Here is a 14,024-nt window from a genome sequence, read left to right as displayed (position 1 = left end):
ACTTCCCCGGCGCCAGGCCGCGAGGCGGACTCCTTCCCGGGAGCGGATGGAGACCTGGTCGGGCGGACCGGCCCCACCGGCCACCGCACCACCGCACCACCGCACCACCGCAGCACCGGCAGCACCGCACCAGCAGCACCACGAAGGGTCGAGATGACGCAGGACGACGCCGCCGCGGCACGCCACGTGCCCGTGCTGCTCGAGCGCGTCGTCGCCCTGCTGGCGCCGGCCCTCGCCGAGCCGGGCAGCGTCCTCGTCGACGGCACGCTCGGGATGGGCGGCCACAGCGAGGCGCTGCTCGAGCGCTGCCCGCGGGCCCGCCTGGTCGGCATCGACCGCGACCCGGAGGCGCTCGAGCTCGCCGGACGGCGCCTGGCCCCGTTCGGCGACCGGGTCACCCTCGTCCACGCCGTCGCCGACCGCCTGCCGCAGGTCCTGGCCGGGCTCGGTCTCGAGCACGTCCAGGGGGTGCTCCTCGACCTCGGCGTCAGCTCCCTGCAGCTGGACGAGGATGGCCGCGGTTTCGCCTACGCCCACGACGCGCCGCTCGACATGCGGATGGACCCCACCGAGGGACCCACCGCCGCCGAGGTGCTCAACACCTACCCGCTCGAGGAGCTGGTCCGGGTGCTGCGCGAGTACGGCGAGGAGCGCTTCGCTCGGCGGATCGCCGCCGCCGTCGTCCGCGAGCGCGAGCGCGAGCCGTTCGCGCGCAGCGGTCGTCTCGTCGACCTCGTCCGCGCCGCCGTGCCGGCGCCCGCCCGGCGCACCGGCGGCAACCCCGCCAAGCGCACCTTCCAGGCGCTGCGGATCGAGGTGAACGGCGAGCTCGAGGTGCTCGAGCGGGCCCTGCCGGCCGCCGTCGGCGCGCTCGCCGTCGGCGGCCGGATCGTCGTGGAGTCCTACCAGTCCCTGGAGGACCGGATCGTCAAGCGGGTGCTCGCCGAGGGCGCCCGCAGCACCACCCCCGTCGACCTGCCGGTGGAGCTGCCCGAGCACGCCCCCGAGCTCCGCCTGCTGACCCGCGGCGCCGAGACCGCCGACGAGGCCGAGACCGCCGCCAACCCCCGTGCCGCCTCCGTCCGGCTGCGCGCCGCCGAACGAGTCCGACCCCCGCGAGGGAGAGCCGCATGAGCACCGCCACCGCGCCCGCGTCCCCACCGACCAGCGCCCCGGCGGCCGCCGTCGCGTCGGCTGCCACCCCGGTCCCGCGCCAGCGGACCACGCCGTCGACGTCCCCGGGACGGCGCGGCGCCCCGCCGCGGCTGCAGGTGGTGAGGGCGCCGGCCGGCCGGCGGCGCACGGTCCCGTTCGTCGCGGTGGTCGCCGCCCTGCTGGCGTCGACGCTGGTCGCGCTGCTCATGCTCAACATCGCGCTGTCCCGCGGGGCCTTCACCGTGCACGAGCTCGAGCGGCGCAGCGACCTGCTGGCCGAGGAGCAGCAGGCACTCGCCGAGCGCCTCGCCGTCGAGGCCTCACCCGCTCGGCTGGCAGAGCGGGCCGCCGGGCTGGGGATGGTCCCGAACGAGAACCCGGCCGGCCTGCGGCTCGAGGACGGCGCGGTCCTCGGGACGCCGGCGCCCGCGGCACCGCCTGCGGTCGCGCCCTGACGGCCCCCGACGTGACCAGCCCCAGACGACCGCAGGACGGAGCGCGCGTGACCCAGCCTCCCCACCCGGCCCTGCGGTCCGCCCCCCGGCTCGGGTCCCCCGACCGCCGGCTGCGGATCACGCTGCTCGCCGTCCTGTTCGTGCTCAGCCTGTTCGTCGGCCGGCTCGTGCAGATCCAGGGGCTCGACGCCTCCGCGCTGGCGGCCGAGGCCCTCGGCAACCGGCTGCAGGAGCACACGGTCCCCGCCGTCCGCGGTGACATCACCGACGCGGACGGCGTCGTGCTGGCCGGCACCGTCGAGCGCCGGAACGTCACCGTCGACCAGCGGGTGGTCGGTGAGTACCGCAAGCGGGTCGGCGACAGCGTGCAGACCGTCGGGGTGCAGGGCGCCGCCGAGGACCTCGCCCCGCTGCTCGGGCTGGAGGTCGAGGAGGTCGCCGAGCGGATCACCGGCGACCGCCCGTTCGCCTACGTCGCCAAGGGGGTCACCCCCCAGGTGTGGCGGGAGGTCGCCGCCCTGCAGATCCCCGGCATCCTCAGCGAGCCGGCCTTCGACCGCGTCTACCCGGCCGGGAACGTGGCGGGCAACCTGCTCGGCTTCCTCGGCAGCGACGGCACCCCGCTGGCCGGCCTGGAGATGACCCACGACGAGGTGCTCGCCGGCACCGACGGGATGCGCCGGTACGAGCAGGGCCGCACCGGTGAGCGGATCTGGACCGACGAGGCCGCCGAGGTGCCGCCGGTCCCCGGCGGCGACGTCCGGCTCACGCTGCGGCGGGACCTGCAGTGGTACGCCGAGCAGGTGCTCACCGAGCAGGTCGAGGAGATGGACGCCGAGTGGGGGTCGGTGGTCGCCATCGACGTGGACAGCGGGGAGCTGCTGGCCTTCGCCGAGGCACCGAACGTCGACCCCAACGACCCCGCGTCGACGCCCGCCGAGGACCGCGGCACCCGGGCGCTGAGCGACGTCATCGAGCCCGGCTCGACCGCGAAGGTGATCACCGCGGCGGCGGCCCTCGAGGAGGGCGTCACGACACCGACGGAGAAGCTGTCCGTCCCCTACCGGTACACCACGTCGAACGGGCAGACGTTCCGCGACTCCTCCCCCCACGGCGTCCAGCAGCTCACCTTCGCCGGGGTGCTCGGCAAGTCCTCGAACACCGGCACGGTCATGGTCGGGGAGCGGCTGTCGGTGCAGCAGCGGTACGACTACCTGCGCGCGTTCGGCATCGGCCAGCCGACCGGGCTGAACTTCCCCGGTGAGACGAGCGGCATCCTGCACGACGCCGAGGACTGGGACGGCCGGACGAAGTACGCCGTCCTGTTCGGGCAGGGCTTCTCGCTCAACATGCTCCAGGCGGCCCAGGTGTTCGCCACCATCGCCAACGACGGCGTCCGGGTCGCCCCCCGCCTGGTGGCCGGCACCACCGACCCGGACGGCACCTACCACCCGGCCCCCGAGCCGGAGTCGGTGCGCGTGGTGAGCCCGCAGACCGCCCGCGCCGTCCGGGAGATGCTCGAGGGCGCCGTCGGCGAGGACGGCACCGGCGCCAACGCCGCCGTGCCCGGTTACCGGGTGGCTGGCAAGACCGGGACCGCGCAGGCGCCCAAGGAGAACGGCCGCGGGTACAGCGGCTACACCAGCTCCTTCATCGGGATGGCCCCGGCCGAGGATCCCCAGGTGGTCGTCGCCGTCACCCTCCAGCGGCCGAAGAACGCCCACTACGGCGGTACCGTGGCCGCACCCGTGTTCTCCGACGTCATGACCTACGCGCTGCAGGAGCTGCGGGTCCCGCCCAGCGTCGAGGAGCCCGACCTGCCGCCGATGGAGTGGCAGTGAGCGCTAGCCTCGCCGCCGTGCCGACCCCCGCCCGGAGGTCCGACCACGGGAGCCCCGGCCTGCCCCGGCCGGCCCGCGTCCCGGGGCGCACCCTCGCCGACCTCGCCGACTCCGTGGGCGCCGTGCTCCGGCCGGGCACGGCCGGTGACACCGTCGTGCACGGGGTCACCCTGGACTCCCGGCAGGTCCGCCCCGGGGACCTGTACGCGGCCCTGCCCGGCGCCCGGGCGCACGGCGCCGACTTCGCCGCGCAGGCCGCGGCCGCCGGTGCCGTGGCCGCGGTCACCGATCTCGCCGGGGTGCAGCGGGTGGGCGGCGCCGGGCTGCCCGCCCTCGTCGTGGCCGACCCGCGGGCCGTGCTCGGCGCCCTCGCCGCCGACGTCTACGGGCGCCCGGCGGCGGACCTGCTGCTGCTCGGCGTCACCGGGACGAACGGGAAGACCACCACCGTCCACCTGCTCGACGCCGCCCTGCGCGCCGCCGGCCGCCGCACCGGTCTGGTCGGCACCGTCGAGGTCCGGGTCGGCGACGAGCGGGTGCCCAGCTCGCGGACCACCCCGGAGTCGCCGGACGTGCACGCCCTGCTCGCCGTCATGCGCGAGCGCGGCGTCACCGCCTGCTCGATGGAGGTGTCCAGCCACGCCCTGGCCCTGCACCGCGTGGACGGCGTCGTGTACGACGTCGCCGCCTTCACCAACCTGTCCCAGGACCACCTGGACTTCCACCGGGACATGGCCGACTACTACGCCGCCAAGGCCACGCTGTTCACCCCGGCGCGGTCCCGGCGCGGCGTCGTGTGCGTCGACGACGAGTGGGGACGCCGGCTGGCCCGCCAGGCGGCCGTCCCGGTCGTGACGGTGACGACCCGGCCGGACGCCGACGCGGACTGGACGGCCGGACCGGGGCAGCCGGACCCCTCCGGGACCACCACCGCGTTCACCCTCCGGCACCGCGACGGACGCCGGCACCGGCTCGTCAGCCCCCTGCCCGGCGACTTCAACGTGGCCAACACCGCCCTGGCGTTCGTCGTCCTGCTCGAGGCGGGCCTGGACCCCGAGGCGGCGGCGGCCGGGCTCGCCGGCGCCCCCGGCGTGCCGGGCCGGATGGAACCGGTGCGCACCGGTGCCCCCGGGGAGCCGCTGGCGCTCGTCGACTACGCCCACACCCCCGACGCCCTGGCCGCCGCGCTGCGGGCGCTGCGCCCCGCCACACCCGGCCGGCTCGTCGTCGTCCTCGGCGCGGGCGGGGACCGGGACCCCGGCAAGCGCCCGGCGATGGGTGAGGCCGCGGCCCGCGGGGCCGACCTCGTCGTCGTCACCGACGACAACCCGCGCTCGGAGGACCCGGCGACCATCCGGGCGGCCGTGCTGCAGGGGGCGCGCGCCGCCGGTGGGGCCGACGTCCTCGAGGTCCCCGACCGCGCCGAGGCGGTCGCCGTCGCGCTCGCCGCGACCACCGGCCCGCAGGACACGGTGCTCCTCGCCGGCAAGGGCCACGAGAGCGGTCAGGAGGTGGACGGGACGGTGCACCCGTTCGACGACCGGGTCGTGCTGCGGGCGGCCCTCGCGGCCCGGGCCGCCGTGGCGCCGGAGGCGGGCCGGTGATCCCGCTGACCCTCGCCGAGGTCGCCGACGCCGTCGGCGGCCGGCTCGCCGGCGGCGCCGCCCCCGACAGCGTCGTCACCGGCCCGGTCGTCGTCGACTCCCGGCAGGCCGCACCGGGGGCGCTGTTCGTGGCGCTGCCCGGCCAGCGCGCCGACGGGCACGACTTCGCCGCCGCGGCGGTCGGCCAGGGCGCCGTCGCCGTGCTCGCCGAGCGCGAGCTCGACGTGCCGTGCGTCGTCGTCGGCTCGGGGACCGGTGCCCTGGGCGCCCTGGCCCGGGCCGTGGTCGACCGGCTCACCGCCCCCCGTCCCGGCAGTGCGCCGGGGCTCGACGTCGTCGCCCTGACCGGTTCCTCCGGCAAGACCTCCACCAAGGACCTGCTGGCCGCGGTGCTCGGGGCCGCCGGCCCCACGGTCGCGCCGTCCGGGTCGTTCAACAACGAGGTCGGCGTCCCGCTGACCGTGCTGCGGGCCGACGAGCAGACCCGCTTCCTCGTCGTCGAGATGGGCGCCCGCGGGGTCGGGCACATCGCCCACCTGTGCCAGGTCGTCCCGCCCCGGGTCGGGGTCGTCCTCAACGTCGGCAGCGCGCACCTGAGCGAGTTCGGCTCCCGGGAGGGCACCGCCCGGGCCAAGGGCGAGCTCGTCGAGGCGCTGCCGCCCGCCCGGCGGGGCGGCGTCGCCGTCCTCAACGCCGACGACGACCTCGTCGCCCGGATGGCGACGCGGACCACCGCCGCGGTCCACTGGTTCGGCGAGTCCGCCCGCGCCACGATCCGCGCGCAGGACGTCGACCTCGACGCCGGCCGCCCGGTCCTCACCCTCGTCACCCCCGCCGGCAGCGCGCCGGTCCGCCTGCGGCTGTACGGCGAGCACCAGGTGCCCAACGCGCTGGCCGCCGCCACCGTCGCGCTCGCCCTCGGCCTGGAGCTGCCCGCCGTCGCCGAGGCGCTGAGCGCCGCGGAGCCGGCCAGCCGCTACCGGATGGAGGTCACCGAGCGCCCCGACGGCGTCACCGTCATCAACGACGCCTACAACGCCAACCCGGAGTCGGTGCGGGCCGCGCTCAAGGCGCTCGTCGCCATCGGCCGCGGCCGGCGGACCTGGGCGGTCCTCGGGGAGATGCTCGAGCTCGGGGAGTCCTCGGCGGCCGAGCACGACGCCGTCGGCCGGCTCGCCGTGCGGCTCGACGTGTCCCGGCTCGTCGCCGTCGGTGCCGGCGCCCGCGCCGTGCACACCGGGGCCGCGCACGAGGGCTCCTGGGGCGAGGAGTCGCTCGCCGTCCCGGACGTCGCCGCGGCCGAGGCGCTGCTCGCCGAGGAGCTGCGCCCGGGCGACGTCGTCCTGGTCAAGGCGTCGAACGCGGTGGGCCTGCACGCCCTCGGTGAGCGCCTGGCCGCCGGCGGGCACCACCCGGACGACGCCGGCGAGGTGGTCCGGTGAGGACCGTCCTCGGCGCCGCGGGCATCTCGCTGCTGCTGTCCCTGTTCGGCACGCCGCTGTACATCCGCTTCCTCGTCAAGCGGGGCTACGGGCAGTTCATCCGCGACGACGGCCCTACGACGCACCACACGAAGCGCGGCACCCCGACGATGGGCGGTGCCGTGATGATCGGTGCCACCGTCGTCGGCTACCTGCTCGCCCACGCCCTCACCGGCACCGGGGTGACCGCCAGCGCACTGCTCGTCCTGGGCCTCATGGTGGGCCTGGGCTTCGTCGGGTTCCTCGACGACTTCATCAAGATCACCAAGCAGCGCAGCCTCGGCCTGCGGACGGTGCCCAAGCTCGTCGGCCAGTCCCTCGTCGCCGTCGTGTTCGCGGTGCTGGCGCTGCAGTTCCCCAACGAGGCGTGGCGCACCCCGGCCTCGACGAAGATCTCCTTCATCCGGGACACGAACCTCGACCTGGCCTTCGCCGGCACGTTCGTGGGGATGCTGCTGTTCGTGCTGTGGGCCCAGCTCATGGTCGCCGCGACGAGCAACGGGGTGAACCTCACCGACGGTCTCGACGGCCTGGCCACCGGCGCCACCGCGTTCGTCGCCGGCGCCTACGTGCTCATCGGGCTGTGGCAGTCCAACCAGTCCTGCCAGCTCGTCGCCCAGGCCGGCCCGAACTGCTACGAGGTCCGCGACCCCCGGGACCTGGCCGTGGTCGCCGCCGCCCTCACCGGCGCCACGTTCGGCTTCCTGTGGTGGAACGCGTCCCCGGCGAAGATCTTCATGGGTGACACCGGCTCCCTGGCCCTGGGCGGGGCGCTGGCCGGGCTGGCCATCACCACCCGCACCGAGCTGCTGCTCATCCTGCTCGGCGGGCTGTTCGTCATCATCACGCTGTCGGTCCTCATCCAGGTCGCCTCGTTCAAGCTCACCGGCAGACGGGTCTTCCGGATGGCCCCGCTGCAGCACCACTTCGAGCTCGTGGGCTGGGCCGAGGTGACCATCGTGATCCGGTTCTGGATCATCGCCGGGCTGTTCGTGGCCCTCGGGCTGGGGATCTTCTACGCCGAGTGGCTGGTGCGGTTGTGAGCCGCACGGACACGCTGACCTCCGCGGACGCCGACTGGTCCGGTCTGCGGGTGGTCGTCACCGGCCTGGGGGTCAGCGGGCTCGCCGCCGCCGCCGCGCTCGCCGAGCGCGGCGCCCGGGTGAGCGTGCTCGACGAGCGGGACGGACCCGAGCAGCGGGACCGGGCGGACCTGCTGCGCGTGCTGGGGGCCGACGTCCGGCTCGGCCCGCAGGCCACCGCCGGTCTCCCGGACGTCGACGGCGCGGCCCCCGAGGTCGTCGTCACCTCCCCGGGCTGGCGGCCCACCGCGCCGGCACTGGCCGCCGCCGCCGCGGCCGGCGTCCCGGTCTGGGGAGAGGTCGAGCTCGCCTGGCGGATGCGCCCGCCCACCGGGGGCGCGCCGTGGCTGACCCTGACCGGGACGAACGGCAAGACGACCACGGTGCGGATGCTCACCGCCGTCCTGCAGGCCGCCGGTCTGCGGACCACCGCGGCCGGCAACGTCGGCACCCCGCTGCTGGAGGCGGTGCTGCACCCCGACCCCTACGACGTGATCGCCGTGGAGCTCTCGAGCTTCCAGCTGCACTGGGCGTCGTCCCCGGCGCCGCGGGCCAGCGCCTGCCTCAACGTCGCGCCCGACCACGTCGACTGGCACGGCTCGATGGAGGCCTACGTCGCGGCCAAGGGGCGGGTGTACGAGCGCACCCAGGTGGCCTGCGTGTACAACGTCCAGGACCCGACGACCGAGCGGCTGGTCCGGGAGGCCGACGTCGTCGACGGGTGCCGGGCCGTCGGTTTCACCCTCGACGTGCCGGACGTGTCGATGCTGGGCGTCGTCGACGACGTGCTGGCGGACCGGGCGTTCGTCCCCGAGCGGCGCACGTCCGCGGCCGAGCTGGCCACCCTGGCCGACCTCTCCCCGGACGGCGCCCCGGTGCCCCCGCACACCGTCGCCAACGCGCTGGCCGCGGCGGCGCTCGCCCGCGCCCACGGCGTGCCCGCCGCCGCCGTCCGCGACGGGCTGCGGGGGTTCCGTCCCGACCCGCACCGCATCACCCGGGTCGCCTCCGTGGCCGGGGTGGACTGGGTCGACGACTCCAAGGCCACGAACCCGCACGCCGCCGACGCGTCCCTGGCCGCGTTCGGCCCGGTCGTCTGGGTGGCCGGTGGCCTGGCCAAGGGCGCCGCCTTCGACGACCTGGTCCGCCACCACCGCGACCGGCTGCGCGGGGTGGTCCTCATCGGCGTGGACCGTGAGCCGCTGCGCGCAGCGCTGAGGCGACACGCACCGGATGTCCCCGTCGTCGAGGTCGACCCCGGCGAGACTGGGCGGGTGCCGGTTCCCTCGAGCGCCGCCGGGCGCGCCGTGATGGACGACGCGGTCCGCGCCGCGGCGGCGATGGCGCAACCCGGCGACACGGTCCTGCTGGCGCCCGCGTGCGCCTCCATGGACCAGTTCCGGGACTACGCCTCCCGCGGGGACGCCTTCGCCGACGCCGTCCGGGCCCGGGTCCGCGCCACCCACCCCGGCGCCGAGGGCTGAGCCGTGGCCGTGCTCACCGCCCCGCCCCGCACCCCGGAGCAGCGCGGCCGGTCGTGGTCGACCGCGCTCGTCGACCGGCTCACCCGCTGGGAGACCCCGGTCACCAGCTACTACCTGCTGCTCGGCTCGACCCTGCTGCTCGTCGGCATCGGCCTGGTCATGGTGCTGTCGAGCTCGAGCGTCGAGTCCTACGCGGCCAGCGGCTCCTCCTTCGCGGTGTTCTCCCGCCAGGCGGTGTTCGCCGCGGTCGGCGTGCTGCTCATGTGGGCGGCCTCCCGGGTCCCGGTGCGCGCCTGGAAGCGGTGGGCCTGGCCGCTGCTCGGCCTCGCCCTGATCGGTCAGCTCCTCGTCCTCACCCCGCTCGGCGTGGGGGTCAAGGGCAACACGAACTGGATCGAGGTCGCCGGGGTGCGGGCCCAGCCGTCGGAGGCGGCCAAGCTCGCCCTCGCCGTCTGGCTCGGTGCGGTGCTGGCCCGCAAGCGGCACCTGCTGAGCAGCTGGGCGCACGTGCTCGTGCCGGTCGGCCCGTTCGCCGGTCTCGTCGTCGGGCTCGTCCTCATGGGCAACGACCTCGGCACCGCGCTCGTCCTGCTGGCCATCGTCGGCGGCGCCCTGTTCGTCGCCGGGGTCCCGGCGCGGATGTTCGCCGTCGCGCTCGGGCTGGCCGGTGCCGCGGCCGCGGCGCTCGTCGTCACCAGCCCCAACCGGATGCAGCGGATCGACTCCTGGCTGTCCGCCGAGTGCACGGACTACTGGGGTGCGTGCTGGCAGACCACCCACGGCAAGTGGGCGCTGGCGTCCGGCGGCTGGTGGGGGGTCGGACTGGGTGCGAGCCGGGAGAAGTGGTCGTGGCTGCCCGAGGCGCACAACGACTTCATCTTCGCCATCATCGGTGAGGAGCTGGGACTGCCCGGCACCACCGTCGTCATCCTGCTGTTCGCGGCGATGGGAGTCGCCTTCGCCCGGGTCGTGCGCCGCACCGACGACCTGTTCGTCAAGATCACCACAGCCGGGGTGCTCGCCTGGGTGGTGGGCCAGGCGATGATCAACATCGGCGTGGTGCTCGGCCTCCTGCCCGTCATCGGGGTCCCGTTGCCGCTGGTGTCGGCCGGCGGGTCGGCGCTGGTGTCCACGCTCGTGGCGCTCGGCATGGTGCTGTCCTTCGCCCGCGCCGAGCCGGGCGCTCGGGAGGCCCTGCAGGCCCGGCCGGGCGTCGTCCGGCGCTCGCTGGCCGTCGTCCCGCTGCGCACCCCGGCCGGGGCCGGGCCCGGCTCCCGGCCGGCCCCGCGCCCACGCCGTGGAGGCCCGCGGTGAGCGAGGGCCTCGCGGTCCTGCTCGCCGGCGGGGGCACCGCCGGCCACGTCGCCCCGCTGCTCGCCACCGCCGACCGGTTGCGGGCCGACGACCCCAGGACGCGGGTGCTCGTGCTGGGCACCACGCAGGGTCTGGAGGCCCGCCTGGTCCCCGAGCGCGGCTACGAGCTCGCCGTCGTGCCCCGGGTGCCGATGCCACGGCGGCCCGGCGCGGACCTCCTCCGGCTGCCCGGACGGCTGCGTGGCGCCGTGCGCGCCGCGCAGGACGCCGTCGACCGGGTCGGTGCCGACGTCGTCGTCGGCTTCGGCGGGTACGTGGCAGCCCCGGCCTACCTCGCCGCCCGCCGGCGCCGGGTCCCCCTCGTCGTCCACGAGCAGAACCGGCGGCCAGGTCTGGCCAACCGGCTCGGCGCCCGGTTCGCCGACGCCGTCGCGGTCACCTTCGCGGACACCCCGCTGCCGCGCGCCGAGCTGACCGGTCTGCCGATGCGACCGGAGATCCGCGGGCTCGACCGCGAGGCGGCCCGGACCGCTGCCCGCGAGCACTTCGGTCTGCGCCCGGACCTCACGACGCTGCTCGTGTACGGGGGGAGCCTGGGGGCCCAGCGCCTCAACAGCACCGTCGCCGCCGTCGCCCCGGACCTCGCCGCGGCCGGCGTCCAGGTGCTGCACGGGTGCGGCGCCGGCAAGTCGGTCGACCTGCCCGCCGACCGGCCCGCCGACGTGCCGTACGTCGTCCGGGAGTACCTCGAACGGATGGACCTCGCCTACGCGGCCGCCGACCTCGTCGTCGGCCGGGCCGGCGCCGGGACGGTCTGCGAGGTCACCGCCGTCGGCCTGCCCGCCGTCTACGTCCCGCTGCCGATCGGCAACGGGGAGCAGCGGCTCAACGCCGAGCCCGTCGTCCGGGCCGGTGGCGGGCTGCTCGTCGAGGACGCCGAGTTCACCCCGCAGTGGGCCCGGGCCCGGCTGCTGCCGCTGCTCGCCGACCGCGCCGCGCTCGCCGAGACCGCGCGGCGGTCGGCGGCGCTGGGGGTCCGGGACGGCGACGAGCGGCTCGCCGCCGTCGTCCGCCGGGTCGCCGCTGCCCGGGGGGGCGCGCGGTGAGCCCGCGGTTCGACCTGTCCGCCCCGGTGCCCCCCGCCCGCGACCTCGGGCCGGTGCACTTCGTCGGGGTCGGCGGCGTGGGGATGTCGGGGATCGCCCGCATCCTGCTGGCCAGGGGCGTCCCGGTCAGTGGCAGCGACGCCAAGGACCTGCCGGTGCTCGCGGCACTGCGTGCCCTCGGCGGCGACGTCGCCACCGGCTTCGACCCGGCGCGGGTCGCCCGGGCCCGCACGGTCGTCGCGTCCTCGGCGATCCGGGACGACAACGTCGAGCTGGTGGAGGCCCGCCGGCGCGGGCTCACCGTGCTGCACCGCTCCCAGGCCCTGCACGCGGTCATGCAGGGCCGCCGCGGCGTCGCCGTGGCGGGGACGAACGGCAAGACCACCACCTCCTCGATGCTCACCGTCGTCCTGCAGCACGCCGGCTGGGACCCGTCCTTCGCCATCGGCGGCGACCTCGCCACCGCGGGCACGAACGCCCACGACGGCACCGGCGAGGTCTTCGTCGCCGAGGCGGACGAGAGCGACGCGTCGTTCCTCGTCTACCGGCCCGAGCTGTCGGTGGTGACGAACGTCCAGCCCGACCACCTCGACCACTACGGCACCGCGGCCGCCGTCGAGGCGGCGTTCGCCGAGTTCAGCCGGCGGATCGTCGGTGACGGCGTGCTCGTCACCTGCCTCGACGACCCCGGCGCCGCCCGGCTCGCCGACCTGGCTCGCAGCGAGGGCCGCCGCGTCCTGAGCTACGGCGAGCACCCGGACGCCGACGTCCGGCTCACCGACGTCACGCCGCGGGGTGGACGGGTCGCCCTCACCGTCGTCGACCGGGGGCGGCGGGTCGGCGACGCGCTGCTGCGGGTGCCCGGTCACCACAACGCCCTCAACGCCGGCGCCGCCTACGCCGCGGCGGTCACCCTCGGCGTGGCGCCCGCCGTCGCCCTCGAGGGCCTGGAGGCCTACGCCGGCACCAGGCGGCGGTTCGAGCCGCGCGGCGGCGCCGGTGGGGTACGCGTCTACGACGACTACGCGCACAACCCGGCCAAGGTGGCCGCGGCGGTCGCCACCGGACGGACCGTCGCCGACGGCGGCCGGCTCGTCGTCGTGTTCCAGCCGCACCTGTACAGCCGGACCCTCGACTTCGCCGACGAGTTCGGGGCGGCCCTGTCGGGCGCCGACGAGGTCGTCGTCATGGACGTCTACGCCGCCCGGGAGGACCCGGTCGCCGGCGTCACCGGCGAGCTGGTGGCCCGGGCCGTCGACCTGCCGCCCGGCCACGTCCGGTACGTGCCGTCCTGGTCGGCGGTGGCCGGGGAGGTCGCCAGGCTCGTCCAGCCCGGGGACGTCGTGCTCACCGTCGGGGCCGGAGACGTGACGATGATCGGTCCGGAGGTGCTGGCGCTGCTCGACCAGGACCGCGAGCGGGAGCACACGGCGTGAGCCGGCGACCGACGCCGCCCGTCCGCCGGCGTCCCGCCGGCGCGGGGGGGACGTCGTCCCGCCAGGACGCCGACGTCCGCAGCGCCTCCCCGGCCGCACCGGTGCGCACCGGTCGCCCGCGGCCTGCCCGCGCTGCCCGGTCTGCCCGGCCTGCCCGCAGCGCGCCACCGGACCGCACCACCTCGCGGGCGGCCACCCCGACGGCCGGTGGCCGGTCGTCCGGTCACGGCCCGCTGGTGCCCGGCTCCGCGGCCCGGTTCGCCGCCCGCGCCCGGGCGGCCCGGCGGCTGTCCTGGCGGCCCGTGCTCCTCGCGCTGGCCGCCGCGGCCCTGGTCGCCGTGGCCGGGTGGGCCGTCCTGGCCTCCCCGCTGCTCGCCGTCCGGGAGGTCGGGGTGGTCGGGAACGACCGGGTCCCCCGGGCCGAGGTCGTCGCCCTGGTGGAGCCCGCGGTCGGCACCCCGCTGGCCCGGGTCGACACCGGCGCCCTGGAGGAGGACGTCGCCGGGCTGCCCCTGGTCAAGGAGGTGGACGTCGTGCGGGCCTGGCCGCGGACCCTCGAGGTGCGCCTGGTCGAGCGCGTCCCGGTCGCGGCCGTCCCGGCCGACGACGGGTTCGCGCTGGTCGACCTGGAGGCCGTCGTCGTGGCCCACCAGGACGACGCCCCGCCGGACCTGCCGGTGCTGGACGTCGACGTCTCCGGCGACCCGGACGCCTCCGGGCGCGCGCTGGCCGCCGCCATCGAGGTCGTCACCGCGCTGCCGGCCGAGCTCGCCGCGGACGTCGCCTCCGTGGGCGCCGTCAGCCGGGACGACGTCCGGCTGACGATGCGGGACGGCGCCGCCGTCGTGTGGGGGAGCGCGGACGACAACGCGCTCAAGGCCCAGGTGCTCCAGGCGCTGCGCGGCCAGCCGGCCGAGGTGTACGACGTCAGCGCACCGCTCGTGCCGGTCACCCGCGCCGCGGACTGAGCCGGCACCCGGCGCCGGCGAGAAAACCGCAACCGAATCCGTGTGTCCCGGCGTGGCGGGTTGTCCCTCGGCGCCGTTGCCTCCTAGCGTCCGGGACA

11 protein-coding genes are annotated in these 14,024 nt (G+C 76.6%); all 11 read left to right on the top strand.

Annotated features, from left to right (window positions below):
* Nucleotides 1-153: 153 nt before the first annotated feature.
* Genes rsmH through ACFP6A_RS06405 form a run of 11 tightly spaced genes read left to right on the top strand, consistent with a single transcriptional unit; the run spans nucleotide 154 to nucleotide 13,926 of the window.
* Nucleotides 154-1,134, top strand: a complete 981-nt coding sequence (rsmH, locus tag ACFP6A_RS06455; RefSeq protein ID WP_379602485.1) for a 16S rRNA (cytosine(1402)-N(4))-methyltransferase RsmH — start codon at nucleotides 154-156, stop codon at nucleotides 1,132-1,134.
* Complete coding sequence (locus ACFP6A_RS06450; protein ID WP_379602483.1) at nucleotides 1,131-1,610, top strand: hypothetical protein; 480 nt, start codon at nucleotides 1,131-1,133, stop codon at nucleotides 1,608-1,610. The genes rsmH and ACFP6A_RS06450 overlap by 4 nt, the downstream gene beginning before the upstream one ends.
* Nucleotides 1,611-1,657: 47 nt before the next feature.
* On the top strand, nucleotides 1,658-3,451 hold the full coding sequence (locus tag ACFP6A_RS06445; protein WP_379602481.1) for a peptidoglycan D,D-transpeptidase FtsI family protein: 1,794 nt from the start codon (nucleotides 1,658-1,660) through the stop codon (nucleotides 3,449-3,451).
* Nucleotides 3,452-3,468: 17 nt separating this feature from the next.
* Nucleotides 3,469-5,055 (top strand): UDP-N-acetylmuramoyl-L-alanyl-D-glutamate--2,6-diaminopimelate ligase, encoded by a 1,587-nt coding sequence (locus ACFP6A_RS06440; protein WP_379602479.1) that lies wholly within the window; start codon nucleotides 3,469-3,471, stop codon nucleotides 5,053-5,055.
* Nucleotides 5,052-6,497 (top strand): UDP-N-acetylmuramoyl-tripeptide--D-alanyl-D-alanine ligase, encoded by a 1,446-nt coding sequence (murF, locus tag ACFP6A_RS06435; protein WP_379602477.1) that lies wholly within the window; start codon nucleotides 5,052-5,054, stop codon nucleotides 6,495-6,497. Before ACFP6A_RS06440 ends, murF begins: the two co-directional genes overlap by 4 nt.
* The gene (gene mraY, locus ACFP6A_RS06430) at nucleotides 6,494-7,579 is read left to right on the top strand and encodes a phospho-N-acetylmuramoyl-pentapeptide-transferase (protein ID WP_379602476.1); all 1,086 of its coding nucleotides are present in this window, start codon (nucleotides 6,494-6,496) and stop codon (nucleotides 7,577-7,579) included. The genes murF and mraY overlap by 4 nt, the downstream gene beginning before the upstream one ends.
* Nucleotides 7,576-9,102 (top strand): UDP-N-acetylmuramoyl-L-alanine--D-glutamate ligase, encoded by a 1,527-nt coding sequence (murD, locus tag ACFP6A_RS06425; protein ID WP_379602474.1) that lies wholly within the window; start codon nucleotides 7,576-7,578, stop codon nucleotides 9,100-9,102. The genes mraY and murD overlap by 4 nt, the downstream gene beginning before the upstream one ends.
* 3 nt (nucleotides 9,103-9,105) lie before the next feature.
* Nucleotides 9,106-10,416, top strand: a complete 1,311-nt coding sequence (gene ftsW / locus ACFP6A_RS06420; RefSeq protein WP_379602473.1) for a putative lipid II flippase FtsW — start codon at nucleotides 9,106-9,108, stop codon at nucleotides 10,414-10,416.
* Entirely contained in the window at nucleotides 10,413-11,522 is a 1,110-nt protein-coding gene (gene murG / locus ACFP6A_RS06415; protein ID WP_379602471.1) for an undecaprenyldiphospho-muramoylpentapeptide beta-N-acetylglucosaminyltransferase, read from the top strand. Before ftsW ends, murG begins: the two co-directional genes overlap by 4 nt.
* Nucleotides 11,519-12,958 (top strand): UDP-N-acetylmuramate--L-alanine ligase, encoded by a 1,440-nt coding sequence (gene murC / locus ACFP6A_RS06410; protein ID WP_379602469.1) that lies wholly within the window; start codon nucleotides 11,519-11,521, stop codon nucleotides 12,956-12,958. The genes murG and murC overlap by 4 nt, the downstream gene beginning before the upstream one ends.
* Nucleotides 12,955-13,926 carry a cell division protein FtsQ/DivIB gene (locus ACFP6A_RS06405; protein ID WP_379602468.1) on the top strand — a complete coding sequence of 324 codons (972 nt, stop codon included), beginning with the start codon at nucleotides 12,955-12,957 and terminating at the stop codon, nucleotides 13,924-13,926. The genes murC and ACFP6A_RS06405 overlap by 4 nt, the downstream gene beginning before the upstream one ends.
* The last annotated feature ends 98 nt before the right edge of the window (nucleotides 13,927-14,024 follow it).

Origin of the sequence: Quadrisphaera sp. GCM10027208 (assembly GCF_042658805.1) — a bacterium.
GTDB lineage: Bacteria > Actinomycetota > Actinomycetes > Actinomycetales > SCSIO-59966 > SCSIO-59966.
Note: the sequence above shows the minus strand (reverse complement) of the source record. Positions and strands in the feature narration are given on the sequence as shown.

What these genes read in the sequence shown, in the direction of transcription:
- rsmH (WP_379602485.1), top strand. Translation starts at nt 154, where the DNA reads ATGACGCAGGACGACGCCGCCGCGGCACGCCACGTGCCCGTGCTGCTC.
- ACFP6A_RS06450 (WP_379602483.1), top strand. Translation starts at nt 1,131, where the DNA reads ATGAGCACCGCCACCGCGCCCGCGTCCCCACCGACCAGCGCCCCGGCG.